General features: G+C 66.0%; 17 protein-coding genes and 1 pseudogene. 9 read left to right on the top strand and 9 right to left on the bottom strand.

Annotation, left to right across the window (positions count from 1 at the left end; all coding sequences use genetic code 11):
* Positions 1-144: 144 nt before the first annotated feature.
* From ACFFDA_RS01485 to ACFFDA_RS01520, 8 genes and pseudogenes are all read right to left on the bottom strand, one after another.
* The gene (locus ACFFDA_RS01485) at positions 145-1,377 is read right to left on the bottom strand and encodes a cell wall hydrolase (RefSeq protein ID WP_404477824.1); all 1,233 of its coding nucleotides are present in this window, start codon (positions 1,375-1,377) and stop codon (positions 145-147) included.
* A 134-nt stretch (positions 1,378-1,511) separates the two neighbouring features.
* Positions 1,512-2,600, bottom strand: coding sequence for a polysaccharide pyruvyl transferase family protein (locus ACFFDA_RS01490; RefSeq protein ID WP_404477825.1), 1,089 nt, complete (start codon positions 2,598-2,600; stop codon positions 1,512-1,514).
* Between the two features lie 34 nt (positions 2,601-2,634).
* Complete coding sequence (locus tag ACFFDA_RS01495) at positions 2,635-3,489, bottom strand: phosphoribosyltransferase (RefSeq protein ID WP_404477826.1); 855 nt, start codon at positions 3,487-3,489, stop codon at positions 2,635-2,637.
* A 101-nt stretch (positions 3,490-3,590) separates the two neighbouring features.
* Positions 3,591-5,060: a glycoside hydrolase gene (locus ACFFDA_RS01500; protein ID WP_404477827.1), complete on the bottom strand. Its 1,470-nt coding sequence runs from the start codon at positions 5,058-5,060 to the stop codon at positions 3,591-3,593.
* Between the two features lie 49 nt (positions 5,061-5,109).
* Positions 5,110-6,243, bottom strand: coding sequence for a glycosyltransferase (locus ACFFDA_RS01505; protein WP_404478323.1), 1,134 nt, complete (start codon positions 6,241-6,243; stop codon positions 5,110-5,112).
* An 861-nt stretch (positions 6,244-7,104) separates the two neighbouring features.
* Positions 7,105-8,382 (bottom strand): annotated as a pseudogene (locus ACFFDA_RS01510) (GumC family protein); the annotation flags it as partial.
* A 41-nt stretch (positions 8,383-8,423) separates the two neighbouring features.
* The gene (locus ACFFDA_RS01515; protein ID WP_404477828.1) at positions 8,424-9,641 is read right to left on the bottom strand and encodes an outer membrane beta-barrel protein; all 1,218 of its coding nucleotides are present in this window, start codon (positions 9,639-9,641) and stop codon (positions 8,424-8,426) included.
* A 101-nt stretch (positions 9,642-9,742) separates the two neighbouring features.
* Entirely contained in the window at positions 9,743-10,486 is a 744-nt protein-coding gene (locus ACFFDA_RS01520) for a sugar transferase (protein WP_404477829.1), read from the bottom strand.
* A 466-nt stretch (positions 10,487-10,952) separates the two neighbouring features.
* On the opposite strand from ACFFDA_RS01520, the gene ACFFDA_RS01525 reads away from it, so the two are divergent.
* Entirely contained in the window at positions 10,953-11,483 is a 531-nt protein-coding gene (locus ACFFDA_RS01525; RefSeq protein WP_404477830.1) for a polysaccharide biosynthesis/export family protein, read from the top strand.
* Between the two features lie 273 nt (positions 11,484-11,756).
* A complete protein-coding gene (locus tag ACFFDA_RS01530) occupies positions 11,757-12,530 on the top strand; it encodes a LuxR C-terminal-related transcriptional regulator (protein WP_404477831.1) in 774 nt (257 codons plus the stop codon).
* Positions 12,531-12,693: 163 nt separating this feature from the next.
* On the opposite strand, the gene glpK is transcribed toward ACFFDA_RS01530, so the two are convergent.
* A complete protein-coding gene (gene glpK / locus ACFFDA_RS01535; RefSeq protein WP_404477832.1) occupies positions 12,694-14,184 on the bottom strand; it encodes a glycerol kinase GlpK in 1,491 nt (496 codons plus the stop codon).
* A 227-nt stretch (positions 14,185-14,411) separates the two neighbouring features.
* On the opposite strand from glpK, the gene ACFFDA_RS01540 reads away from it, so the two are divergent.
* The 7 genes from ACFFDA_RS01540 (at position 14,412) to ACFFDA_RS01570 (ending at position 24,747) form a co-directional block, all read left to right on the top strand.
* Positions 14,412-15,917: a glycerol-3-phosphate dehydrogenase gene (locus ACFFDA_RS01540; protein WP_404477833.1), complete on the top strand. Its 1,506-nt coding sequence runs from the start codon at positions 14,412-14,414 to the stop codon at positions 15,915-15,917.
* Between the two features lie 52 nt (positions 15,918-15,969).
* Positions 15,970-16,794 (top strand): DeoR/GlpR family DNA-binding transcription regulator, encoded by an 825-nt coding sequence (locus tag ACFFDA_RS01545; RefSeq protein ID WP_404477834.1) that lies wholly within the window; start codon positions 15,970-15,972, stop codon positions 16,792-16,794.
* Between the two features lie 57 nt (positions 16,795-16,851).
* On the top strand, positions 16,852-18,144 hold the full coding sequence (locus ACFFDA_RS01550; protein WP_404477835.1) for a M20/M25/M40 family metallo-hydrolase: 1,293 nt from the start codon (positions 16,852-16,854) through the stop codon (positions 18,142-18,144).
* 324 nt (positions 18,145-18,468) lie between these two features.
* Complete coding sequence (locus ACFFDA_RS01555; protein WP_404477836.1) at positions 18,469-20,796, top strand: TonB-dependent receptor; 2,328 nt, start codon at positions 18,469-18,471, stop codon at positions 20,794-20,796.
* A gap of 38 nt (positions 20,797-20,834) precedes the next feature.
* Complete coding sequence (locus tag ACFFDA_RS01560; RefSeq protein ID WP_404477837.1) at positions 20,835-22,211, top strand: LLM class flavin-dependent oxidoreductase; 1,377 nt, start codon at positions 20,835-20,837, stop codon at positions 22,209-22,211.
* Positions 22,208-23,731 (top strand): ABC transporter substrate-binding protein, encoded by a 1,524-nt coding sequence (locus ACFFDA_RS01565; protein WP_404477838.1) that lies wholly within the window; start codon positions 22,208-22,210, stop codon positions 23,729-23,731. Before ACFFDA_RS01560 ends, ACFFDA_RS01565 begins: the two co-directional genes overlap by 4 nt.
* Positions 23,728-24,747 (top strand): ABC transporter permease, encoded by a 1,020-nt coding sequence (locus ACFFDA_RS01570; protein WP_404477839.1) that lies wholly within the window; start codon positions 23,728-23,730, stop codon positions 24,745-24,747. Before ACFFDA_RS01565 ends, ACFFDA_RS01570 begins: the two co-directional genes overlap by 4 nt.
* Positions 24,748-24,749: the final 2 nt, after the last annotated feature.

The raw sequence follows: 24,749 nt of genomic DNA on the forward strand, positions 1-24,749 counted from the left end.
CTCTACGGGACAACGTGAACGGTACTCTGGTCATCTATGGGCTCCGGAACGCTTGAGGTGGGCTCGCGTAACATCGTGTTCCGGCGCGGTCACCCGCCCGAACCCCAAGATGCGACGCTTAGCCCATGGCGCGCGCTACCCTGCTTATGGCACGTCCTGCATCAATCGTCGAACGGCGGCGGGATTGGCCGGCAGGCACTGCGCCGGATTGTCCCGCGGAACGACCGAACAGTCCCACAGCGCAAGCTCCGTACGCGACGCCGCCCGGCGCATGAACAGGAAGACGGGGCCCTCGCGGTCGGAAGCGGGACGAAGGCGATTGGCCTCCAACTGGCCCGCGGAACTCCAGGCGATGGCCCGGCAACTGGCCTTGCCTTCACAGCGTGACATCGCATCGATCGCCCAGCGCCCCGGCGCGGCCGCAGGATCGACCGCGAACAGGATCGACTTGCCGGGCAGGCCTGCGGGCACCACCTCCTGCGCCGGAACCGCGGCGGCCACGGGCTGGCGCACGAACTGGTAGTCGCGCGACAGCGGTTCCGGGGACGCGACGGGCTCCGTCGGCACCGCCGCAAGGTCCGCCGAAGCCGCGTCGGTTCCCTGGGCCAGTGCGCCCAGCAATGAGATGGCCGCTTCGGGCGGGGCATGGGCCAGTTGGTCCGCGGACTTGCGGTTGCCGCGTCCCGGAAAGCGATAGAACACGTGCGCTCCCACCCTGGCCAGCTTTACCAGGCTTGGCGCCCAGTACGGATAGACGTAATCCGCGTGATAGTGCGTAGCCTCGCCGACCGCCGGATCGACAGCGCCGCCAAGCGCTGCATCGGCAAGCGCGCGCGCCCTTCTCCAGGCGACCTCGCTCGGCCTGCGCGCCAGCGCGCCGTCGCACGTGAAGGTGAACTGGCACCCGGTGGCCAGTTCGGAACCCTGGAAGACGACGCCGCACACCGTGCCCGGATAAGCCCCGTGGCGGACCCGGTTGAGCACGACCTGGACCACCGCCCGCTCGCCCGCCGGATCGTCTCCGGCCTCGTACCACGCGGCCGCCGCGAGGCAATCGAGCGCCCGCTGCCGGTCGGCAGCCACGCCGGCGAAGCGGAACGGAGCGCTGGCGGCGGGGCGGTCGTCGAATGGCCGCGCGGCGTTGACGAGGCGGACTTCGATGGAGAGCGGATCGTTGTGTACTGCCGCGACGCCGCCCTGGAATGGCCGGACGGGGAAGATCAGGGCCGCCGATGCAGGCATCGGCGTAGCCCCGGCCTTCACGGCGGCAATGGGCGGCGTGAAGGACGTCAGCAGCATCGCCATCGGCAACGTCGCGATCGCACAGATCGCCATCGACGCCCGCGATCGCGTCACGGAGCGGAATGGCGACGGCATCGAGGCAGCCTCGTGTTCCACTCCAACGGAATGCCGCGCGCCGCGTCGCAAGGAAAGGACCCAGGCGGACGACCCCTGGCCAAAGCGGGAGTACTCCCTTCGCGCCCAAGGCGCCTGTTCGGGCGGGCCGCGCATCAATCGAGATTCTTCGCGGCCCTGCGGGCCATGTCCTGCCTGACCCGGGCCCGCAACTCCGGATCGAACGCAAGGGCGGCGTCGACGCAGCCGACAGCCAGCGCCGTCTCGTCGCGTGGCAGGACGGGAATCTCGAAACTGTCGGCCACGACGCGGACCTTCGCCGCCCCGTCCTCTATCGCCAGCGCAGGAGCTTCGGCCAGTATCGCGAATATCAGCGAGTGCAGCCGGTTGGTGACCACCAGCGCCGCATCGCGGTACAGCTCGGTCAGGGCATCGAGGTCGTAGTCGTCGAACACCTCGACCTGCCGGTCCGGCCAGCGGGTCACCAGCCTTTGAGCGACGGCCTTGTCCATCCGTTCGCGCGGGTCATGGCAGGCCACGGCGAGGCGGGCACCAGGCAATGCCCGCACCGCCGCTGCCATCACCGCATCGAGCGCGTCTCCCTCCAGCGAGCGACCCTCGCTACCGTCCACGCAAGGGGCCACGACGATCCACCGGCGCTCCCTGCCGCCGCGGGCCGCTACTGAGCCCGATGGCGGCGGCAGGAACACCATGTCGGCGTTCACGGCGTGGGCCTTGCCGGGCAGGATACGCGCGAGGTTGCGGGCAGATGCATGATCGCGCAAGTTGATGCGCGCGCAGTTGGCCAGCACCGCGCGCCACAGCAGCCGCCGCAGTGGCGAGCGGATCGTGCTCACTCCCAGCCCCCGCGTAACCAGCCGCCCTCCGCCCAAACGCGCGCTGAGCGATGCGAGCAAGAGACCGAGCAGCGAGGGGATCGATACGTTGTCCCGCACAAGCTGCCCGCCGCCGAAGACCACTTCGGCGCCGAACGCCCTGCGCGAGAAGGCAAAGATGGCCTTGCCCGACAGCACTTCGCCCCCCGCTGCCTGCACCTGCCGGATCACCATTTCCGGCAGCGGCGCCCACCGCCGCACCAGTCCGCCGCGCCCCCGCGTGAGGGCGAGGTTCTGCAGCAGCAGTTTGAGATCGCCGAGATTGTGCAGGTCCCCGCACACGAAGACCTGCCGACGCCCGCGCACCGTCGCCTGCGCAGGTTCGAGGGGCTGCACGAGCGCTGTCACATCCCGGTGCTCCTGCGGGCGGCCCTGGCGCTGGTCACGTATCGGCCAGCCGTTTGGCCCGCAGCATCCTCGATGCCACGCGGCCGAGCCGGGCCCGCAGCTTTGCCGGCGTGATTTTCTGGCGGACGGCCTGCGGGTTCAGCAGCCCCGGTACGATCATCTGCGGTCCCTGCAGGCTCAGCACCGGTTTGCCGGAAAGCCTGGCGATATCGCGCGCCTGGGGCAATTCGCTCTCGACGAACAGAGCGTTGCTCGACTCACGGTAAACTTCGGCCTTGAAGCTGCCGTGCGTGCCCAGGCGCCGCCGCGTAGCCGCATCGGGCAGGTCCAGCATCCGCAACTCGCGATAGCGCACCCCGTGGCGCCTCAGCCACTCCTCGGTCGGCCGGCGATACTTCTCTAGCCGGCTGGTGACCAGCATGGCGATCTCGCGGCGGGGACGGTGCAGGGGCACGGCCGTCATGAGGAAGTCCAGGTAGGCGGCGCCATCGTCGTTCTGCGGTTCGGTCGGATCGACGCATAGCACCCCGTCGATATCGAAGCAGGACCGGGAGACGATCGGATGATGCAGCACGTTCCACTCGAACACGCGGGGCTCGGGAACGGTCGCGCAGACGAGGTCGACGTCGGCCGGTCGCTCCTGCGCGCCGTAGACGGCGGCATAAGTGATCCGGCAGTCCAGATGCGCGAGCTTCGCGCGCGCCTCGCGGATCGATGCGCCGGTACGACAGGTATCGTCGATCACCAGCGCGTGCCGGAAGCCGGAGAGGTCCCCGTCGTCCCCGTCGCGCCGGGTATGGCCGGTGGCCAGAAGGCGGCCTTGCGCGAAGCCGTCGATATCGGCCAGCGGCAGGTTGCGCGCCAGCGCGATCATCGATGCGGGCAGCATGCCGCTACGGGGTATTCCCACGACCGCGTCGATGTCCTGTGGCAGGAGCGGAAGGCCTCGCCAGACGTCCCGGTATAGGTCGTTGATCGAGCGAAAATGCATCACGGTGTTCCCATGGGTGCGCCTGCCGACGAGACGGGTTGCGGCAGCGAGCCCGACAGGCGGCGACTGACCAGCAGGTCGAAGTGGGGGGTTGCGAGATCGCGCCGCAGCATCTGGCGCAGCGCGAGCGCAGCGCCTGCGAAAATGGCGAAGTTGGTGCCCGGATGGCTGTTGGGCGAAGAGATCGCCGCAGGCAGCAGGATGATCGGCGCGGTGGTGGCGCAGGCTCTCATGACCGCGCTCACCGCATCGCGCCCCGCACCGACGGTCGGCCCGAGCGTGCGCACTACGCTGACAAGGTAGGCCGCAAAGGTGAGCACGCCCACCACGCCCATGGTACCCAGAATAGCGGTGAACAGGCTGGAAGACCGGAAGCTGCCCGGGCCGATCCCCAGCCCGCCAGAAGCCACGAATGCGGAAAACCCCTGCATCGCCCAGAACAGGCGCTGCTGCCCGGACGTGCTGTCGCCCTTGGCCACGGTCATGTGCAGGACCATCTGCCCGATCTTGTTGGCGAAGCCGGGAAGTACCGCCATCGCCAGCGCCGCCAGCACGGCGACGGCGAAGACCGCGACGCCTGCCTGCTTCAACCGCATCGGCTCCGCGCTCGCCGGCGCGATCAGGGCCCGCGCCAGGAAGAACGCCGCGTAGCACCCCAATCCGACATAGGCCGTGCTCGAGGTGCTGAAGAACAGCACGCTGCCGAGCACGAGCGCCGCAGCCCCCGTATGCCTGGCCCAGACCGAGCGATACCAGCATTCGGTATTGAACACGAACCAGGCAAGGCCGAACGCCGCCCAGCCGGACGCTTCGGGGAAGAAGCCGTCGATTCGGTTGAAGCCCTGGTACGACTGGTCGAGCTGGGCATAAGTGCCGTTGCGGAAGAGGGCGAAGAACTGCTCGACCGGCGTGCCCTTTGTCTGCGAAGCGACCAGCCCCGTCAGCGCATGGACCCAGGCTATCACCACCCCGCCCTTGACCAGCGCCTCGATGCCGCCCGCGGTCCGCACGGCAACGTAAGTGCCCAGGGTCGCGAGCAAAGCGCCGAGGAGATAGACGGACGCCGTGATGTTCTGCGCCGTCGGCTTGAGCGGGACGGTATCGAAAAGGCTGCGGGCGTCGTCGAAGCGCATGGGTGCGACATCGATCTGTCCGGCGAATATGCGCGGCCCCGCGAAGGCCACGACGATGCCGTAGAGCGTGAACAGGACCAGCATGAAATTCGCCTTCACGCCCTGGGTCCAAAGCTCGAAGTAGCCGCCTTTCGGCATCAGCAGCCGGATGTAGACAAACACCAGCGCGAATTGGATCGGCGGTATCGAACTGTTGCCAAGCGCGGGCACGGTGACGGAAGCGGCCCCGCCGAACAGCCCGGACATCATCAGGAACAGCAGCATTGCCGGCATCGAGCGGAACAGCAGGACGAAACCGATAACGAGTTGCAGCAACCCCAGGAACGTGAAGCTCATGTCACTCTCCCGCCCGGTGCATGCAAAGGTCCCTCGCGGTCCATCGGGGTCACTGCCCGACTGCTGCGAGTATCTTCGCGTCGAACAGCTCCGGCGCGAACAGGTTGGATCGCGCCACGGCCTGGCGCGGATCGAACTGGGGCAGCCAGCGCTCCAGCCGGTCGATCCCGTCGACCAGCGAATCCACGTCCTGCCGGTCGAAGAACAGGCCCGTCTCTTCCGGAGCGATGCTGTCCAGCACCCCGCCGCGTCCGTAGGCCAGTACCGGGCGCCCCGAGGCCATGGCTTCAACGGGCACGATGCCGAAATCCTCCTCGGCCGTGTAGACGAGCGCCCGCGCCCGCGCATAGGCCTGGCGCAGCTCGTTGAAGCCGAGCCGGGGCACGAAGCGGATGTTGGGCTTGGCGATCGCCTTCAGCTTCTTGAGCATGCCGCCTTCGCCGACCATCAGCAGCGGCAGCCCGGTCCGGTTGAACGCATCCACCGCAAGATCGGGACGCTTGTAGGGCACCATCTGCCCGACCCACAGGTAATGGTCGTCGAGCTCGAGGCTGGGCGTGAACATGCGGGTGTCGACCGGCGGGTGGATGACTTCCGACTCGCGCCGCCAGTACTTGCGCACGCGGTCGCGGATGAAGCTGCTGTTCGCGGCGATCTTGTCGACCCGGGCGCTCGACGACATGTCCCATTGCCGCATCCGATGGTAGATCAGCGGCATCGCCGCGCGCGCCAGCAGGTTCGCGTCCTTGCGATAGAGGTGGTAGTGATCCCACAAGTATCGCATCGGCGAGTGGCAATAGCACAAGTGCTGCGAGTGGGGGCTGGTGATGATCCCCTTCGCGGGGCCGCTCTCGCTGCTGATGACCAGATCGTAGGCCGACAGATCGAGCTGCTCCAATGCCATCGGCATGAACGGCAGATAGTATTGATAGAGCTTCTTCGAAAAAGGCAGGCCGTCGATCCAGGTCGTCTGGACCTTGGCTCGGCGGATCACGTCCGACATCTTGCTTTCGTCGTAGACGTGGGTGAACACGTCCGCGCCGGGAAACAGCTTGAGAAGGCGCTCCAGCACGCGCTCCCCCCCGCGCATCGAGACCAGCCAGTAGTGGACTATCGCCACGCGCGGCTCGCTGAAACGACGCTGGTACGGGCCTGGCGGCGCCATGACCATCTGCAGGGTCATGCGTAGTAGCCCTTGTACTGCCGGTAGAAGTAGGCAGGGTCCGAGTGACCGAACAGGCGCCGGCGGCGCATGTCCATCCGGTTGATCGTTACGCCCACTACGTTCACGCTCTCGCGCGGGAGCAGGCCGAAGGCAGAGCGGACCGCGCCTTCCATCGTCTTGCGCCAGCGCACCACCAGCACCGTCGCATCGGCCAGACCCGCGATCGTCCGGCCCGCGGCGATCGGCAGCACGGGGGGCAGGTCCAGCACGACATGGTCGAAGCAGTTGCGCAGTTCCTGGATCAGGTGCGCGAAGGTCTCTCCGGTCAGCAGCGTTTCGGGTTCGACGTCCGAGGGCTTGAGCGCGAGCACCGAAAGCCCGGATTCGCCCGTCACCAGCGCGTCGGCGAGAGTTCGCCTTGCCTTCCAGCACCTCGATGAGCCCCGGGTGGTCGGGCGAAAGGCGCAGAAGCCGGCTGACCCCGCGCCCGCGCAAGTCGCAGTCCACCAGGATCGTCATGCGGCCGCTGACGGACAGTGTCTGCGCGAGGCACGAGGAAACGGTGGTCTTGCCCTCCTTGGGAAGGGCCGAAGTGACCGCGATGACTTGCGCCGGACCGTAGACCGCCTGTTCGATCGACGTGCGCAGCGAACGGAACGATTCGGCGAAGGCCGAGCGCGGTTCCTGCACGATCGCGGGGACTTCGCGCTGCGCGGTCTTGCTGACCGAGGCCAGCAACGGGATCGCACCGAGATAGCGCTGCCCCAGCCCGTGTTCGACTTCCTCGGCCGTCGTCACGCCGCGGAACAGCGCTTCGGCCAGGTATGCGGCGGCCAGCCCCGCCCCGAGGCCGATGACCAGCGCCAGCACCATGTTCATCGGCACGTTCGGCGAACTGGGCAGGAGGGGAACTTCGGCCAGCGACAGGACGCGGGCATTGGCCCGCTCGGTCCCGTCTTCGGCGACCAGTTGCTTGTAGCTGTTGAGATAGGTTTCGTAGAGCCCCTGCGAGGCCTGCGCCGCACGCTCCAGTTCGTCGAGCCCGACCATGGCCGCATTGTTGCGCGCCAGGTTGCCCCGGGCCGCCCCGAGGCTGTCGGTCAGCGAGGCCAGGCGCTGGTTCGCCACGTCGCGCTGCGCCTCCAGGTTGGAGATGATGCGGCCGATCTCGCTCTGGATGTTGCGCCGCACGTCCACCAGTTCGCTTTGCATCCGCACCAGTTGCGGATGATTGGGGCCGTAACGCGCTTGGAGGTTGGCCACTTCGCCGCCCACTTGCGCCTCGCGAGCGCGCAGGCCACCGATCACGGCCGAGCCCAGCGCCTCGCCCACGTCCTCGCCGCTCGATCCCGACCGCAGTTGCGCCAGCGCGGTCGAGAGACGCGCCTGGCCTTCCGCCGCCTCGGCGCGGGCCCGGGTGACTTCCTGGTTGTAGCTGGAAATCTCCTGCTCGGTGAGCGAGGCACCCGACGTGCTCAGTAGGCCATTGGCGATGCGGTAGCGCTGCAGCGCCTCGGTGTCGGCGTGGGCCTGCTGGCGCAACTGCTCGAGCCGCGAGGCCACCAGCTTTGTGGTCTCCCTGTTGCGTTCGCGGGAAGAGAGCATTTCGAGCTGCGTGAACTGCTGCGCATACATGTTGGCGCCCAGCGCTGCCGCCTGCCCGCCATCGGCGCTGAAGACGACCTTGAGCGCGTAGCTCTCGCCGCTGCGCACGGCCGATACGTTCGACTGGAACGTGGTGACGATCTTCGCCCGCTCCGCCTCGGTCTTGCCGTCCAGCGCGCCCAGCGCCGTCGCGACCCGCTGCGCCAGGTCACGGGATTCGATGATCTCGACTTGCGTGTCGACATAGGCGCTGTTCGGTGCGGGACCGACCTGCCGGCCCGCAGTCGCCGCGTTCGCCTGGTCTTCGGGCGGCGCCTGCAGGCTCACCATCGCCTCGGCCGTGTAAGTTGCCGGGGTCCAGAACGTGATGGCCGCACCGATCACCAGCGCCAGGATCGTAATCAGCGCGATCAGGCCGGAGCGTCGCCTGAAAAAGGCGATCGAACCGCTGAGATCGACACGATCGGTGGGTCGCATCAACGACTGGCCGGGCGCGAGCGCAAGGTCTCGCGGATCGGGAGTGGCGCTGACAATCTGATGTGAACTGTTCATAGTTTACTCCTACCTCCGGCTCGGCAGAGGTTGCGGAAAAGTCAGAACGCGAAATCGATGCCCATGCGGACGGCGACGCCATCGTAGGAGCGGGCCCCAAGGCCCGAGCCCGTCTGCCGCCGGGCACTGACGCCGATGAAGGCAGCCAACCGGGAAAACACCGTCCGCCGGACCGTCGCCTCGGCATAGACGCGTGTCTCGCGCCGGTCGGCCCCTTCGTACTTGTTGCGCAGGAGACCGGCCTCCAGGGCGAGCAGGGTCTTGCTCCCCAGCCCCACCGATGCCCTGCCCTCGATCGTCGACTGCAGGATGGCTGACCCGAGCGACAACGGGCTGCGCTCCACCGTGCGGCCCCCTTCGAGTTCGAATTTCAGGCGGGGGTCCGGCGTCCAGCTTGCGCGCAGGCTGTAGTCGACCGCCTTGATGTCCGGCATCGCCGGGTCTCTCGTGTCCTGTTCCACGTAGCCCACGCCCCCTTCGACTTCGACGAGGTCCGTCACCTGGTAGCGTGCCCCGCCGAGGATCGAAAAACCCCTGGAGTCCCGGTTCGATCCGACGTCGTAGTCGAGACGCGTGCCGGTGATGCGGGTGAACAGGCTCAATCGCGCGGCCCGCCGATAGTCGATGCGCAGCGAAGCGCTGCTGCGGCGGACATCGCGAAACGACTGGTCGATCACGATCCCGTTGGAGCGCGCATCATTGTAGGTCAGCTTGCGCGAACTGATGCTTGCCTGCCATTCGATGATCCCGCCCATGCGGCTGAGCTGCGCACCGGCGCCCAGTTCCCTGTAGGAGACAGGCCGGTCGGTGAAGAACTGGTCGCCGAACGTACCACGACGCTCGATCCGGCGAGCCGCGCCTACATCCGCCGCGAACGTGAACCGGTCCGCAAGGTCCAGCCGGCCGTTCGCCTGGAAGGCCCACTGGTTGCTGTTCTCGCCCGTGTTGTCGAAGTAGCGCCGGCTTTCCGCTGCACCGTCGATCCGCAGGGCATGACGTCCGAAGTCGCTTGCCAGCCGCAGGCTCGGACGGACGACGGCGATGGTGTCGCTGTCTCCTCGGGGCTGGTTGTAAACGTTGCTGTCGTGGCGCAAGTCGAAGCTTATCCGGGGGAGCGCGGTGAAGGCGCCCAGGCGGATGCCTTCCGGGTGCAAGGTCTCCACCACCGACTCGGGAACCTCGACCGGGTGGTCCTGTGCCTGGGCCTGTGTCGGCTCCAGAGCGTGCAGGCATGGTCCCGCGAGGCACAGTGCGGACATCTGCCGGGCAAGCCTCGTGGACCGCCGGGCCCGGGCTCTGGGTGTCCGACTTTCATCGGCGGTCAAGGGCGTTGGCTTGGTCGGTTCGCGTCCACTGTGCCCTAGCACGAGCCACGCCCCAAGGCGACGGCCGGCAGGGTGGCGGCCAGGATCTTGGCATCGAGCACGAGGGTGCGCACGCGGGCGTACTTGATATCGGCCGCGATACGGCGGCGGTACGTCACGCTGCTGCGGCCCGACACCTGCCACAATCCCGTTAGCCCGGGGCGTACGGCGTAATAATGATGGATGTAGCGTCCATATCGACGAATTTCGGCAGGGACGATCGGTCGCGGACCGACGATGCTCATCTCGCCGCGCAACACGTTGAAGAGCTGTGGAAGCTCGTCGAGGCTGGTGACGCGCAACACCTTTCCGACCCGAGTGACGCGGGGATCGGCCGCTAGCTTGTGGTCCCGGTCCCACTGGCTTCGCAGTACATGGTCGTCGCGCAGGATCTGCTCGAGCTGCTGCTCGGCATCGACATGCATCGAGCGGAACTTGAAGCAGGGAAAGTAGCGCCCGTTGCGCCCGACCCGCCGTTGCGCGAACAGCGCCGGCCCAGGATCGTCGAGCCAGATCGCCACGACTATCATGACGAATACCGGCAGGAACCCGATAATCAGCAGGGTGGCCAGGATGACGTCGAAGGGCCGGGAAAGGAGGTGATCGGGTTGGGCCAGGCGTTCCCAGCAGTCCCAGCGCGACCGGGCGCCAACGGGAATCGGTGCAAGCCGGACGGTCACGTCCTCGCGCCGCGGCGTGAACTCGAAAGGTCCCGCCTTGCCAAGCCTGCTCGAAGTCACCGGTGCCGAATGGAAAACCGACAGGGAAGCGTGCCTTTGGGCCTGCATCTCGGTCAAGTTGCGATACATAGAGACGGTCCTCTTGCTACCGTAACTGGCGGACCAGCTCGCGCTTCGTCGTCTGAACAGCGATAAGCTGACTAGCGAGGGCTAGAGTGAGGCTTTCGATGCTCCGCAAGCAACCGGGCATAAGACGTAGCCCTGTTTACCTCTTTGGGGCTATTTCAGCGCCGTTCATCACGAAAACTCACTTCCTCAAAAGAGGAATGGTACGCAGCCTCGACTTGCATAGGATGTTCGCTGCCGGCGGTCATCGCACCCGGTTCCCTATGAGGAGGGTGGCTTGTTTTACTTGAACAACAACCGACATGACGTTGCGTCCGACGGTGCTTGCGGTGACTACCGCCGGCCATCGTCCATCAGGCGCGCCCAGCGCGGCGTCCTGTGCGCCTTGGCAATTCTGGCCATGCCGGCCTGTACCTCTCAAGGCTATCCGAACCTCGATGTCGCCGAGGCCAACGCCCGGGTGGTCGGAGGCTACCGCCTCGACGCGGGCGACAAGCTGCGCGTCACCGTCTTCGACGAGCCGACCCTTACCGGCGAATACGAAGTCGGCGTGGCCGGCGCCATGACCATGCCCCTGATCGCGGATATCCCGGCAAGCGGGCATACGCCCGAAGAGGTGGCCCAGGCGATCTCGGCAAAGCTGGCCCAAGGGGGCTACGTGCTCCATCCGCGGGTGGCCGTGGACGTGTTGACCTATCGCCCGTTCTACATTCTCGGCGAAGTCAACAAACCCGGCGAATACACCTATGCCGGCGAGATGTCGCTGTTGCAGGCCATCGCAAAGGCCGGCGGCTTCACCACGCGGGCGAACAGGGCCAGCGTCATCGTCCGACGCAAGGGCTGGGAAGGCGGGCGCAAGGCACCCGTCGGCGACCCCGGCCTCATGATAATGCCGGGCGACACGGTGACAGTGAACGAATCGCTTCTTTGAGCGGCCAGATGAAATCCACTCCATTCATCGGGAGCCAGCCTCTTTCTATCGTTATTTTTGCGACCCCACCGAAAATGCCCCATTGGCGCCCTCGTGCAATCGCTGTAATTTCCTGAAAGAGAAGTAAATCTTACAGAATACACCAATTATATTGGCAGTTTTTCGGAAGATTTCTTGAAACAGATTGTGCGATATTTTCATATGCGCAGAAAGTAGACGACGAGGAGAGATGCCAAGCTGAAATTTGCAGTTGCTGCAAATTTCAGCCGCGCCATGCCGCAGGACTACTTCGAGAGGCCGGGCTTTGACAGCAGACCGGGAGCTTATTCATCGCTCCCATCGTCTTGCAAACGTGGAGGTCGACCATTGAGCATTGCAGTCTCAATCATAAATCCTCGCCCCATTTCACGGGAAGGTCTTCGACGCATCATAGCAGATGGCGGCATCGACGTAATTGCGACGTTCTCCGGCGTGGCGGAACTCCCGGCGACACCGACGAGAACGGATCACCTGCTGCTCGTCGACGTTCCCACTCTGGCAGAACAAGTGGGTTCGCTTCAGGCCCTTGGCGAAAGGGGCGACTGGAAGGTCCTGATCCTGGCCGAGAAATTTGATCTGGCATCGATGCTGAGCTGCTTCGATCATGGCGCCCAGGGTTATGCCGTCAAGGACATGCCCTGCGCGACGCTCATCGCTCTCCTGCAACTGGCCGCGCTCGGCCACAAGGTCATGCCCTCCGACCTGGCCGACGTCCTCAAGCACGAGGACTTCCGGTTCAAGGCCATGGAACGAACCCAGGAATCGGCGAGCGCAGTACCCAACGCATTGTCCCAGCGCGAAAATGACGTCCTGAGCTGCCTCATGGCCGGATACGCGAACAAGCATATCGCCCGTACGCTCGACGTGACCGAAGCCACGGTCAAAGTTCACGTCAAGGCGATCTTGCGCAAGCTCAACGTCACGAACCGGACTCAGGCCGCGATGTGGGCCACATCGCGCGGCATGAACGGCAGGCTCATGCCTTATGAACATGCCATGAGCGCGTAGAGCGCGATCTTGTTTGGTTGAAACCCGCTTGCGTCATTCCCGCGCAAGCAGGGACCCAAATGATGGCGGTGCAGTGTAAGGCGACCACGCTTCAGGACCGATCCGGCGTCGAACGGCGTCCAGCAACCCGCTGCGCCGTCGGCCGAGCACCCAAGACCTGCGACTACAGTGTGCGGCGCACCGCATCGTGCCAGCCCGATATGAGCTTGCCGCGATCGGAAGCGTTCATTTTCGGAGTGAAGAGGTCGCCTTGCGTCCAGGTCCGGGCCAGAGCCTGGAGATCAGGCCAGACCCCCGTGGCCAGGCCCGCATGGAACGCGGCACCCAGCGCGGTCGTCTCAAGGTGCACTGGACGCTCCACGGGAGCCTCGAGCATATCGGCAAGGAACTGGCAGAGCCAGTCGTTGGCGGCCATGCCGCCATCGACACGCAGCCTCGCCGGGGCGTCGCCACCATCCGACACCATCGCCTGCGCCAAGTCCATCGTCTGATAGGCAACCGCCTCCAGGGCCGCACGGGCGAGGTGGGCCTGGGTCGCGCCCAGCGTCAGGCCAAAGATCGCCCCGCGCGCATCCGGTTCCCAGTGCGGAGCGCCGAGGCCGACGAAGGCGGGGACCATGTAGACGCCGTGGTTGTTGGGCACCCGCGTCGCCATGTCGTTGGTCTCGCTCGCGTGGGTAATCACGCCAATGCCGTCGCGCAGCCACTTGATCGCGGCGCCGGCGACGAAGATCGATCCCTCCAGGGCGTAAGTCATCTTGCCGCCAATGCGGTAGGCCGGCGTCGTCAGCAGGCGATTTTGCGATTCCAGCGCCTGTTCGCCGGTGTTCAGCAGCATGAAGCAGCCCGTCCCGTAAGTCGACTTGGCCATCCCCGTCTCGAAACAGGCCTGGCCGAACAACGCCGCCTGCTGGTCTCCCGCCATGCCCGCGATCGGGATCTCGATGCCGAACAGGTCCATCGCGGTCGTACCGAAGACGTGGGCGTTGTCGTGCACCTCGGGTAGCATGCCGACCGGCACCCGGAACAGGCGACACAGTTCCTCGTCCCAGCGCTGTTCGCGGATGTTGTACAGCAGCGTGCGCCCTGCGTTGGTCACGTCGGTCGCGTGGACCTTACCGCCGGTCAGGCGCCACAGGAGAAAGCTGTCGATGGTCCCGAACGCCAGTTCGCCGCGCTCGGCCCGCACCCGCGCCCCATCGACGTTGTCGAGTATCCAGGCCAGCTTGGTCGCCGAAAAATAGGGATCGACGAGCAGGCCGGTGCGCGCCCGCAGGTCCGCCTCGACACCATCGGCCTTCATCTCGCTGCACAGCTTCGCGGTGCGGCGGTCCTGCCAGACGATGGCGCGATGGACGGTCTCGCCGGTGGCGCGGTCCCAGACGACGACGGTTTCGCGCTGGTTGGTAATGCCGATGCCGGCGATGGCTGCCGCCCCGGTCTCGCCGCCCGCCTTCGCGATGGCGTCTCGCGCCGTCTTCAACGCATCGCGCCAGATATCCTCGGGATCGTGCTCGACCCAGCCCGGCTCGGGATAGTGCTGCGCGAACTCGCATTGCGAACTCGCGACCGGCCGCGCCGCTTCGTCGAACACGATCGCGCGCGTGGAGGTGGTGCCCTGGTCGATGGCGAGGATGTAGCGGGCCTGGGTCATCACGAAACTCTCCGGAAAGTCTTCTGTTATCATGCGTGCGCGATGGAAACCGCCATTCGATCCCACCTTACCTTCCCAGCCGTACCAGCATCCAGGTGCAAGGCATTTGCACTCGCTTTCATACGAGCGTCAATAGTTTCGTTTGCATTTTCGTTATCGAATATCTATTTTCGATCTCGAAAGTCGGGACGAGTTGTCGACCCGGGTAGCCTTGAAAGAACCGCGCCATGCAAAGCCCCACGACAGAACCCGCTTACGATCTGCTGATCGTCGGTGGCGGCGTGAACGGGGCAGGCATCGCCCGTGACGCTGCCGGGCGTGGCCTCTCCGTGCTACTGGTCGAACAGGACGATCTGGCGAGCTACACCTCCTCGTCCTCGACCAAGCTCATCCATGGTGGCCTGCGCTACCTCGAGTACTACGAGTTCCGGCTGGTGCGGGAGGCGCTGATCGAGCGCGAGCGGCTGCTCGGCATGGCGCCGCACATCATCTGGCCGCTGCGTTTCGTCCTGCCGCAGTCGCAATCCCCGCGCCCCGCCTGGATGGTGCGCCTCGGCCTGTTCCTCTACGACCACCTTGGCGGCCGCAAGAAGCTGCCCGGCACGCAGACGCTGGATCTCGACAGGGTGCCGCAGGGGAACGGCCTCAAGCACGGCGGCAAGGGGAAGGCCTTCGTCTACTCGGACTGCTGGGTCGAGGACAGCCGGCTGGTCGTGCTCAATGCCATGGATGCAGCGGCGCGGGGTGCAGTCGTGCAGACACGCACGCGGTTGACCGGTGCCGTTTCGGAAGGTGGCCAGTGGCTCGCCACCATCGCGGACGCGAACGGTGAAAGCCAGGTGCGCGCGAAGGCCATGGTCAATGCCGCGGGACCGTGGGTCGACGCGGTGCTCCGCCGGCTCGGGCGAGCAAAGGACGATCGCGGCGTGCGACTGGTCAAGGGCAGCCACATCGTCGTGCCCCGTCTCTACGAAGGCGACCACGCCTTCATGCTGCAGAACCCGGACCGTCGCATCGTCTTCGCGATTCCCTACGAAGGCGAATTCACGCTGGTCGGCACGACCGACGAACCCTGGAACGAGGCACCCGGCAAGGCGGAGATCAGCCAGGGCGAGATCGACTACCTGTGCGAAACCGCGAACAGGTATTTCGAACGCGCCATCGCCCCGTCCGACATCGTGTGGAGTTATGCCGGCATCCGCCCGCTCTACGACGACCAGGCCGACAACGCCTCGGCCGTGACCCGGGACTACGTGCTCGATTTCGACCGCGGCGAAGGCGCGGCCCCGCTGCTCAGCATCTTCGGCGGCAAGATCACTACCTACCGCAAGCTTGCCGAGCATGCCATGGAACAGATCGCGCAGATCTTTCCCGAGGCGACGGCGCCTTGGACGGCGGGCGCGATCCTGCCGGGCGGAGACTTGCCCGGCGAGGATTTCGAGGCCTTCCTGGAAACCCTCGCCAGGCGTTACTCGCAGTTGCCCCGCAAACTGCTGCGCCGCCTGGCCCGTGCCTATGGAACCAGGGCGCTGGATGTCCTGGGCAACGCCCGAACGGTGGCCGACCTAGGCCGGGATTTCGGCGCCGGGCTCCATGCCCGGGAAGTCGACTACCTCGTCGCCGCCGAATGGGCCCGGACCGCGCAGGACATCCTCTATCGCCGCAGCAAGCTGGGGCTGCACGTTCCTGCCGATGCCGCGCCAGCGCTGGATGCCTATCTTTCGGGCGATTGATCTGCAAGGAGGTCGCCCTAGGCTCGCGTCGGCGAGACAGCGGGGGGAGGGAATGATCGAAAGCCCGACGGACAACCAGAACGACATCGTGACCCAGCGGCGCGACCGCATTCTCCAGATCGCCCGCAGCGCCGGCAGCGTGGCTGTCGAGGACCTCGCCGACCGGCTCGGGGTGACCCCGCAGACCATCCGCAAGGACCTCAACGTCCTGGCCGGGCAATCCCTGCTCTCGCGCGTCCATGGCGGCGCGCTGGTGACGTCAGGGGTCGACAACATTGCCTACGACACCCGCCGGGCCGTGGCCTCGGGTGCGAAGGCCCGGATCGGCGCGGCGGCGGCGGCGCTCATTCCCGACGGCGCCTCCCTCTTCATCAACATCGGCACCACCACCGAAGCGGTGGCTGCGAACTTCAGCCATCATCGCAACTTGATGGTGATCTCCAACAATCTCAACGTGGTGGACACGCTCAGCGCGCATCAGTCGATGGATCTCGTCAGCGTCGGCGGCAAAGTCCGGACGGTCGACCGGGCGGTGGTCGGCGCGCTGGCGATGCGCTTCATCGAGAACTTTCGGGTCGACTACGCGCTCATCGGAATTTCCGCGCTCGACAGCGACGGCACCCTGCTGGACTTTGCGATCGACGAAGTCGAAGTCTCGCAGACCATCATCCGCAATGCCCGCAAGGTCATCCTCGTGGCGGATTCGTCCAAGGTCGGTCGCTCGGCGCCGGTGCGGGTATGCGGGATGGAGGCGATCGACTTCTACGTGTGCGACGCGATCCTGGATGCGGGGCTAAAGAGCGCCTGCGAACGGCACGGCGTCCAGGTGATCGAAACACAGCCCAGCGAGGCTTCGAACGCCACTTCGCAGGACTGAACGCCTCCTCACGACGGGGGGCCTTGCGCCATCGCGCCCGCCGGGTATCGTCCACCCATGATCCGCACCCGCCTTGCCGCCCTGCCCTTGCTGCTGGTTTCCGCCCCGGCGCTTGCAACGATATCCGTTCCGGAACGCAAGATCGTCGCGGCCGCCGACGAAGGGGCGGACCGCAATCTGGCGCTGCTCGAGAAGCTCGTCGCGCAGAACAGCGGGACGCGCAATGTCGAAGGCGTCAGGAAGGTTCGCGACATGCTGGTGCCCGAATTCGCGGCGCTGGGCTTTTCGACGAAATGGGTGCCGATGGATCAGGTCGGCCGCGCCGGGCACCTGATCGCGACGCACAAGGGCAAGGCGGGCACCACGCGCATGCTGCTCATCGGCCACCTCGACACGGTATTCGAGCCGAGTTCGCCGTTCCAGACGACAACGCGTGAAGGCGATAAGCTGCACGGCCCCGGGGCGGGGGACGACAAGGGCGGCGTGGTCGTGATGCTGGCGGCCCTGCGGGCGATGAAAGCGGCCGGCACCCTCGCCCGCGCCAATATCGAAGTGGTGCTGACCGGCGACGAGGAAGCGGCGGGCACGCCGGTCGACATTGCCCGCGCGGACCTCGTCGCTGCGGGCAAACGGGCCGACGTGGCGCTGGACTTCGAGGGGCTGGTCGTCATCGATGGGCAGGACTATGGCTCGATCGCCCGCCGCTCCGCCCGGGAATACACGATCACGTCCACTGGACAGACCGCCCATTCGAGCGGGATCTTCTCGCCCGAAGTGGGCGACGGCGCGGTCTATGAACTGGCACGGATCATCGACAGCTTCCGAGAGGAACTGCCCGAGCCCAATCTCACCTTCAACATCGGGCTCGTCGCCGGTGGCGCGACCGCTGGGCTCAGTGCGGACGAGGCGCAAGTCACCGCCAGCGGCAAGACCAACGTCATCCCCCCGATCGCGATAGCCAAGGGCGACTTTCGCGCGCTCACGCAAGAGCAGGTCGACCGCGTGAAAGCGAAGATGGAAGCGATCGTCGCCCGGCACCTGCCGCGGACCGATGCGCGTATCGTCTTCAAGGACGGGTATCCGCCGATGGCGCCCACGCCGGGAAACCAGTTGCTCCTGGACAAGCTCAACGCGATCAACGCCGATCTCGGCCTGGCCAGGATGCCGGCGCTCGATCCGCTCAAGCGCGGTGCCGGGGACATCAGCTTCGTGGCGCAATACGTCGATGGTCTTGCCGGGCTGGGGCCCGCCAGCAGCGGTGACCATACGCCAGAGGAGCGGGTGGACCTCACCAGCTTCCCGCGCCAGGTCAAGCGCGCGGCCGTGCTGATGACGCGCCTGAGCCAATAGCGCAGCCACCAGCGACCTCCTGTTTGCGCTGAAGCCGGCCTTCCAGTCAGGCCTCAGCAACTCGTACGTCCTGCGGACGAGCCTCAACAGCGTGCCGCCGGACCCGAAATACCAGCGTTTTTCAAGACGTGGCACCACGTCCCGCACCAACCGATTAGCCGAAGTCATATGCGATTCTGGAAAACTCTATTGAACTAGTAGACAATACCGGGCCTTAGCCTTGCTGACGATCTTTCCGATCAGCAGGGGGTTTCTTTGAGGCGGTTTCATAGTCCGGTTGCCAGGGTCCAGCAGCGTCGCGTCCTTCTTGGAAGCGCGATGACGATGGCGTTTACTATCGCCCTTCCTGCGCTTGCCGCGACGGCAGACGATGCCGCAGCCGATACCGCCGAAGCTTCCGGGGATATCTCGGAAATCACCGTCACCGCGCGTTATCGCACCGAAAGCGCACAGGAAGTGCCGATTGCCATCTCCAGCATTTCGAGCCGGCAGTTGGAGGCCCAGGGTGCCACTTCGCTCAAGCAGATCGTCCAGCAGCTTCCCAGCCTCAACATCCAGGGCTTCAGCGGCCGCAACCAGACGATCACCATCCGGGGGCTGGGCACCAATGCCGGCGGCACCAACGATGGCCTTGAACAGGGCGTCGGCCTCTACGTCGACGGCGTCTACCGACCGCGCACCGGGTCGGTCATCACCGACCTGATCGACATCGAGAGCATCCAGCTCCTGCGCGGTCCCCAGGGCACCCTGTTCGGCAAGAACACCGTTGCCGGCGCGATCGACATCAAGACCCGCGAACCGGAATTCGAAACCCAGGCCCGCGCCGAGCTGAGCTATGGCAACTACAACCAGTTGCGCGGCTATTTCTCGTACAACGGCGTCGTCAGCGACGACCTCGCGTTCCGCGTCTCGTACTTGCGCACGCAGCGCGACGGCCTGATCTACAACACCACCCAGCACAAGGACTGGGACAACCTGAACAACCACGCCGCCCGGTTCGACCTGCTCTACAAGCCGACCGATGCCTTCAAGCTGCGCGTGATTGCCGACTACTCCATCCAGAAGGGCGACGTCGGCTTCACCAGCATCGCCGGCGTGCTCCCCACGACCCTGGCCAACGGCACCCAGGTCCGCGGCTTCTATCGCCGCGCCGCCGACGTCGGCTACGTGCCCGGCACCGTCAACGCCTTCGACCGCAAGACCGACATCGACAGCTCGCAATACGACGAGATGCCGAGCTGGGGGCTGCAGGCTCGGGCCGACTGGGATGTCGGCCCGGTGAACCTCACCTCGATCACCGCCTACCGCAACTGGAAGTGGGTGCCCAACTACGACGGCGACCAGTTCGGCGCCAACATCATCACCAACTCCGTCGTCGCGACCAAGCAGCAGCAGTTCAGCCAGGAACTTCGCGCCGCGTCGAAGGGCGAGCAGGCGATCGACTACACGGCCGGTCTCTACTTCTTCTGGCAGGAAGCCGATGACGACACGATCAACCTATACGGCAGCGACGCGACGACCTGGCTGACCACCGCGAATACGCCGACCGCCGCCGTTTCCACCCTGCCCGCTTCGGTGTTCGACGGGCTGGTGTCCTACGCCCATGTCGTCCCCGCGACCTACAGCTATGCCGCCTATGGCCAAGCGACGTGGAACATCTCGCCCTCGCTGCGGCTCACCGGCGGCCTGCGCTATACCTACGAACACAAGACCGGCCTCTACGACGCCTACGCAACCGGCGACTATGCGCCGCTTTCCAGCTTCGCGCCGGAGATCCAGGCCCGCGTCGCGGCGCTGCGAGCGGCTTACGCGCCAGCGGGGTCCTACACCGCGTCCAAGAATACCAACAACATCTCGGGCACGGCCATCGCCGCCTACGACCTTTCGGACGACGTGCACACGTATGCATCCTATTCGCGCGGCTACAAGTCGCCGGGCATCAACCTGGTGCGCCAGTCGCTGGGTGTCGACATCTTCGTGAAGCCCGAGAAGGTCGACAATTACGAGCTGGGGATCAAGACCCGCCTGCTGGGCGGCAAGGCGGAGTTCAACCTCGCGCTGTTCTGGGCCGACGTCAGCAACTACCAGGCCAACTTCGTCAACTACGCGGTGACCCCTGCGGTCGGCTACATCAGCAACGTCGGCAAAGTGCGCTCGCGCGGTGTCGAGGTGGATGCCCGCGCCCAGCCCTTCGACGGCCTGACCGTAGGCATCGCCGGCACCTACAACGATGCCGAGTACCGCTCCTACAAGAACGCGCCTTCGCAGTTCCTCTATTCCAACCTGTCGTCGATGGACCTTTCGGGCCGCCGCGCCTCGGGTGCCTCGCGCTATGCGGCGACCGGCAACTTCGAATATACGCGCTCCCTCGGCGCCGTCGACACCTATGCCGGCGGCGACATCAGCTATCGCTCGGGCTTCTACGCGGCAGTCAACCTCGACCCGTTCAGCTACGTTCGCGCCTACGCGCTGGTCGGCCTGCATGCCGGCGTGCGCGCACCCGACGACCGCTGGGAAGCCTCGGTCTGGGTCCGCAACCTGTTCAACAAGGACTACTTCAACACGCTGTCGGTCAGCGCCTCGAACGGCATCGTCCAGGGCGCCCTGGGCGAACCGCGGATGTACGGCCTGACGCTCAAGGGGCGTCTCTAGAATTCTCCACCACCCCATTTGGCAAAGGAGTTACGATCATGACGAAGCGCACCCTGAAGCTCGGTCTCGTCACCACCGGGGTCGGCGGCCCCGGCCAGCACAACCGCTGGCTCGACCCGAACATTCCCGGCGACGCCAGCGTCGACATCGACTGGTACGTCGCGCAAGTCCTCAAGGCGGAGGCCGCCAAGTTCGACTTCGTGTTCATCGTCGACAGCCAGTACATCACCAAGGATTCGCCCCCACACTACCTGAACCGCCTCGAACCGCTGACGCTGCTTTCGGCGCTCGCGGTGGCGACCAGCCACATCGGCCTGGTGGGTACGCTGACCACGTCGTTCAACTCGCCGTTCAACCTGGCGCGCCGCCTCGCCTCGCTCGACCTCATCAGCAAGGGACGTGCCGGGTGGAACGTCGTGACCAGCGGCGACCCGGGCGCGGCCGGCAACTTCGGCCTCGACGAGCATTACGACTACGACACGCGCTATGGCCGCGCCTTCGAATATCTCGAAGTCGTGCAAGGCCTATGGCGCTCCTACGAAGACGACGCCTTCGTGCGCGACCGGGAAACCGGCGTCTTCCTCGACCATACCAAGCTGCACGCGCTCAACCACAAGGGTGAGTACTTTTCCGTCACCGGACCGCTCAACCTGCAGCGCTCGCCGCAAGGGCAGCCCGTGATCTTCCAGGCCGGCGATTCCGACCATGGCCGCAACCTCGGCGCCAAGACCGCCGACGCGATCTTCACCCACGCCGCCACGCTGGAAGAGGGCGCTGCGTTCAAGCGCGACATTTCCGACCGCGCAGTCAAGCTCGGTCGCGGCCGGGACGACGTGCTGATCCTGCCGGGTGTCAGCATATACGTCGGCGACACCGACGAGGACGCCCGCCGGATCGAAGAGGAATACAACCGCGCCGACACCAGCTTCGACCTCGCGCTCGCCGAGTTCGGCCGTTCGTTCGGGTGGCACGATTTCCGCCAGTACGATCTCGACGCGCCGTTCCCGGTCGAGGCGCTGGACCATGCGCGCCGCAGCTTCTTCACCCAGGCCCAGCGCATCGTCCAGGTCGCCACCGAAGGCGGATTGAGCCTGCGCCAGACGGTCGAGAAGATCAGCGCCTCGCGCAGGAGCCCCTTCGTCGGCAGCGCACAGACGGTCGCCGAGGAGATCATCCGCTGGTTCGAGGCCCGGGCGCTCGACGGGCTCAACGTCATGCTCGGCCATCCCGATCAGTTCGACCGTTTCGTAAACGAAGTGGTGCCGATCCTGCAGGCCCGCGGCGTCTATCGCAGCGACTACGACGACACCACCTTGCGTGGCCATCTGGGCCTCCCCAAGCCGACCAACATCCGTACTCCCGCCGTATCGTCCGAACCGGCGGTCAGCGAGGAACGGACACTGGTGGCATCGTGATCCGCAACCGGCTGAAGCAATTGACCCTCGTCCTGGCCGCTACGCTCGCGGTGGCCGGGTGCGGCGGCTCCGACAAGGGCAAGGGCGAGGCCCGCGTGCGCTGGGCGTTCATCCTGCCGACCTCGTGGGACCCGGTGACGAGCCGCACCGGTGCCGACATCAACACCGTAAGCATCGCCTATGCCTCGCTGACCCGGCTCGACAAGCAGGGCAACGTCCAGCCGGCCCTGGCGAAAAGCTGGGAATATTCTCCGGATGGCAAGACCCTGACTTTCGAACTGCGCGACGGGTTGAAATTCACCGACGGAACCGCGCTGGACGCGGGCGCCGTCAAGGCCTTCTTCGAACGCGGCAAGACGCAGAAGGATTCGTTCCTGCGCCCCGAGATCGAAAGCATTGCCAGCTTCGGCACGGACGGCCCGCGCCGCGTGGTCTTCCACCTCGCCCAGCTCGACTACCAGTTGCCCTACGTCATGGCAGGACGTGTCGGCGCCATCGCCAGCCCGACCGCCGCCGCCAAGGGGACGGCCAAGCTGGCACTCTGGCCGGTCGGCGCCGGACCATTCAAGATGGTCGAGTTCGTGCCGGAATCGCACGCCTACTTCGTCAAGAACCCGGATTACTGGGACGCGGCGAACGTCCATATCCAGCGCCTCGAACTGACTACCCTGTCGGAGCCCACCACGGTCATCGCCTCGCTGATGTCCGGTGCCATCGACGTCGCGCAGATCGCGCCCAAGCGAGTGGAGGAAGCGCGGGCACGCGGGTTGCAGGTCACGACGGCGCCTTCGCTCATCTCCGCCGACCTCATGATAAACCGCAACAAGGCGCCGTTCGACGATCCCCGTGTCACCCAAGCGGTGCGCTATGCCATCGACCGCGGCGAACTGGTCAAGACGCTGACGGCGAGCCTCGGCACGCCCTCCAACCAGCCCTTCCCGGCGCACTACTTCGCCTTCGATCCCGAGACGAAGGACAAGTGGGCCTACGATCCGGCACGCGCAAAGGCCCTGCTCGCTCAGGCCGGCCATGCGCCCGGCAGCCTGACGGTGGAAATCGTCATCAATCCGATCTCGAACGAGGGACTGCCCGAACTCCTGCAGGCGCAGCTTGCCCGGGTGGGGATCAAGTCGAAGCTGCGCATCATCCCGCCCGGCTCGTCGAGCTGGCAGAGCGAGGTCTACATCGCCAAGCGCCCCGTCATCGCCGTGGATGGCACGGTTGGCCGGGAATCGCCGATCCAGAACCTGCTCGCGGTCTATGGCCCGCAGGGGATCATGAACCTGAGCGGCCCTTATTCGTCGCCTGCCTTCCTCAAGGCGGTCGACGAAGTGCGGGCCACCCCGCTCGACGACCCGCAATACCGCGAACGCCTGCACCGCGCGACCCGCCTCGGTGTCGAACAGGGACCGAGCGTCTGGCTCTACAGCACTCCGTTCGTGGTCGCCTCGCGCTCGCGGGTGAAGAACCTCAACATCGTGCCCTCGCAGATTCGCTGGGAAGGAGTGACCGTGGAATGACCCCGCCCCTCCCACAGGCCGCCCTTCAACAAGGTGCACTGGCCGTGCGGTTGCGCCATGGACGCACCGCCGCGCGCTTCGTCGGATCGACGCTGGGGATCGCGGTGCCGGTGTTCCTCGTCGCCACGCTCATCACCTTCCTGCTGGGCGTGGTTTCCGGGCTCGACCCGGCGGCGGGAATCGCGGGCGACGCCGCATCGCCCGAGACGGTCGCCCGCATCCGCGCCGACCTCGGCCTCGACCAGCCGGTGGTGGTGCAGTACCTGCAGTGGATGGGCCAGGTGCTGCGCGGAAACCTGGGCACGTCCTGGTTCAACGGCGTCCCCGCGACCGAGCTGATCGTCCAGCGCTTGCCGATCAGCCTCTCGATCGCAGGCATGGCGCTGCTGGTGGGCCTCGTGTTGGGGACCGGGCTCGGCCTCGTCGCCGGCGTGCGCAATCGCGGGAGGCTCGATCGCGCGATCACCCTTTTCGCGGCGATCGTGTCCTCGCTGCCGCCGTTCGTCGTCGCCTTCGTGCTGATCCTGGTGTTCAGCCTATGGCTGGGTTGGCTGCCCTCTTCGGGCTACGTGCCGTTTTCCGAGGACCCAGCCGGCTGGCTTGCCGCGATCGGCATCCCGGCGGTGGCGTTGAGCGTCGACGTGGTCGCCGACCTAGCGCGGCAACTGCGCACCGGCCTCGTCAGCGCACTATCCGAAAACTACGTGACCGGCGCAGTGGTGCGCGGCCTGTCGCGCCGGCGCATCCTGTTCGTCCACGTCCTGCGCAACGCTGCGGGCCCGGCGCTGACGGTGGTGGCGCTGCGCGTGCCGATGCTGATCGGCGGCGCGGTCGTCACCGAGGCGATCTTCAACATGCCCGGCATGGGCAAGCTGGCGGCCGACAGCGCCCTGCGCGGCGACGTCCCGGTGGTGCAGGGCACGCTGGTCGTCTCGATCGTGCTGATCCTGGCCTGCAACATGTTCGTCAACGTGCTGCTCGGCGTGCTGCAACCCGCCGCCCGGCGCAGGAGCTGAAC

Source organism: Novosphingobium sp. BL-52-GroH, from assembly GCF_044813085.1.
GTDB lineage: Bacteria > Pseudomonadota > Alphaproteobacteria > Sphingomonadales > Sphingomonadaceae > Novosphingobium.

Bases quoted from the DNA above. Each gene is read 5' to 3' on its own strand.
- ACFFDA_RS01485 (WP_404477824.1), bottom strand. From the start codon at position 1,377: ATGCCGTCGCCATTCCGCTCCGTGACGCGATCGCGGGCGTCGATGGCG.
- ACFFDA_RS01495 (WP_404477826.1), bottom strand. From the start codon at position 3,489: ATGCTGCCCGCATCGATGATCGCGCTGGCGCGCAACCTGCCGCTGGCC.
- ACFFDA_RS01500 (WP_404477827.1), bottom strand. From the start codon at position 5,060: ATGAGCTTCACGTTCCTGGGGTTGCTGCAACTCGTTATCGGTTTCGTC.
- ACFFDA_RS01505 (WP_404478323.1), bottom strand. From the start codon at position 6,243: ATGACCCTGCAGATGGTCATGGCGCCGCCAGGCCCGTACCAGCGTCGT.
- ACFFDA_RS01515 (WP_404477828.1), bottom strand. From the start codon at position 9,641: ATGTCCGCACTGTGCCTCGCGGGACCATGCCTGCACGCTCTGGAGCCG.
- ACFFDA_RS01525 (WP_404477830.1), top strand. From the start codon at position 10,953: ATGCCGGCCTGTACCTCTCAAGGCTATCCGAACCTCGATGTCGCCGAG.
- ACFFDA_RS01530 (WP_404477831.1), top strand. From the start codon at position 11,757: ATGCCGCAGGACTACTTCGAGAGGCCGGGCTTTGACAGCAGACCGGGA.
- glpK (WP_404477832.1), bottom strand. From the start codon at position 14,184: ATGACCCAGGCCCGCTACATCCTCGCCATCGACCAGGGCACCACCTCC.
- ACFFDA_RS01540 (WP_404477833.1), top strand. From the start codon at position 14,412: ATGCAAAGCCCCACGACAGAACCCGCTTACGATCTGCTGATCGTCGGT.
- ACFFDA_RS01545 (WP_404477834.1), top strand. From the start codon at position 15,970: ATGATCGAAAGCCCGACGGACAACCAGAACGACATCGTGACCCAGCGG.
- ACFFDA_RS01550 (WP_404477835.1), top strand. From the start codon at position 16,852: ATGATCCGCACCCGCCTTGCCGCCCTGCCCTTGCTGCTGGTTTCCGCC.
- ACFFDA_RS01555 (WP_404477836.1), top strand. From the start codon at position 18,469: ATGGCGTTTACTATCGCCCTTCCTGCGCTTGCCGCGACGGCAGACGAT.
- ACFFDA_RS01560 (WP_404477837.1), top strand. From the start codon at position 20,835: ATGACGAAGCGCACCCTGAAGCTCGGTCTCGTCACCACCGGGGTCGGC.
- ACFFDA_RS01570 (WP_404477839.1), top strand. From the start codon at position 23,728: ATGACCCCGCCCCTCCCACAGGCCGCCCTTCAACAAGGTGCACTGGCC.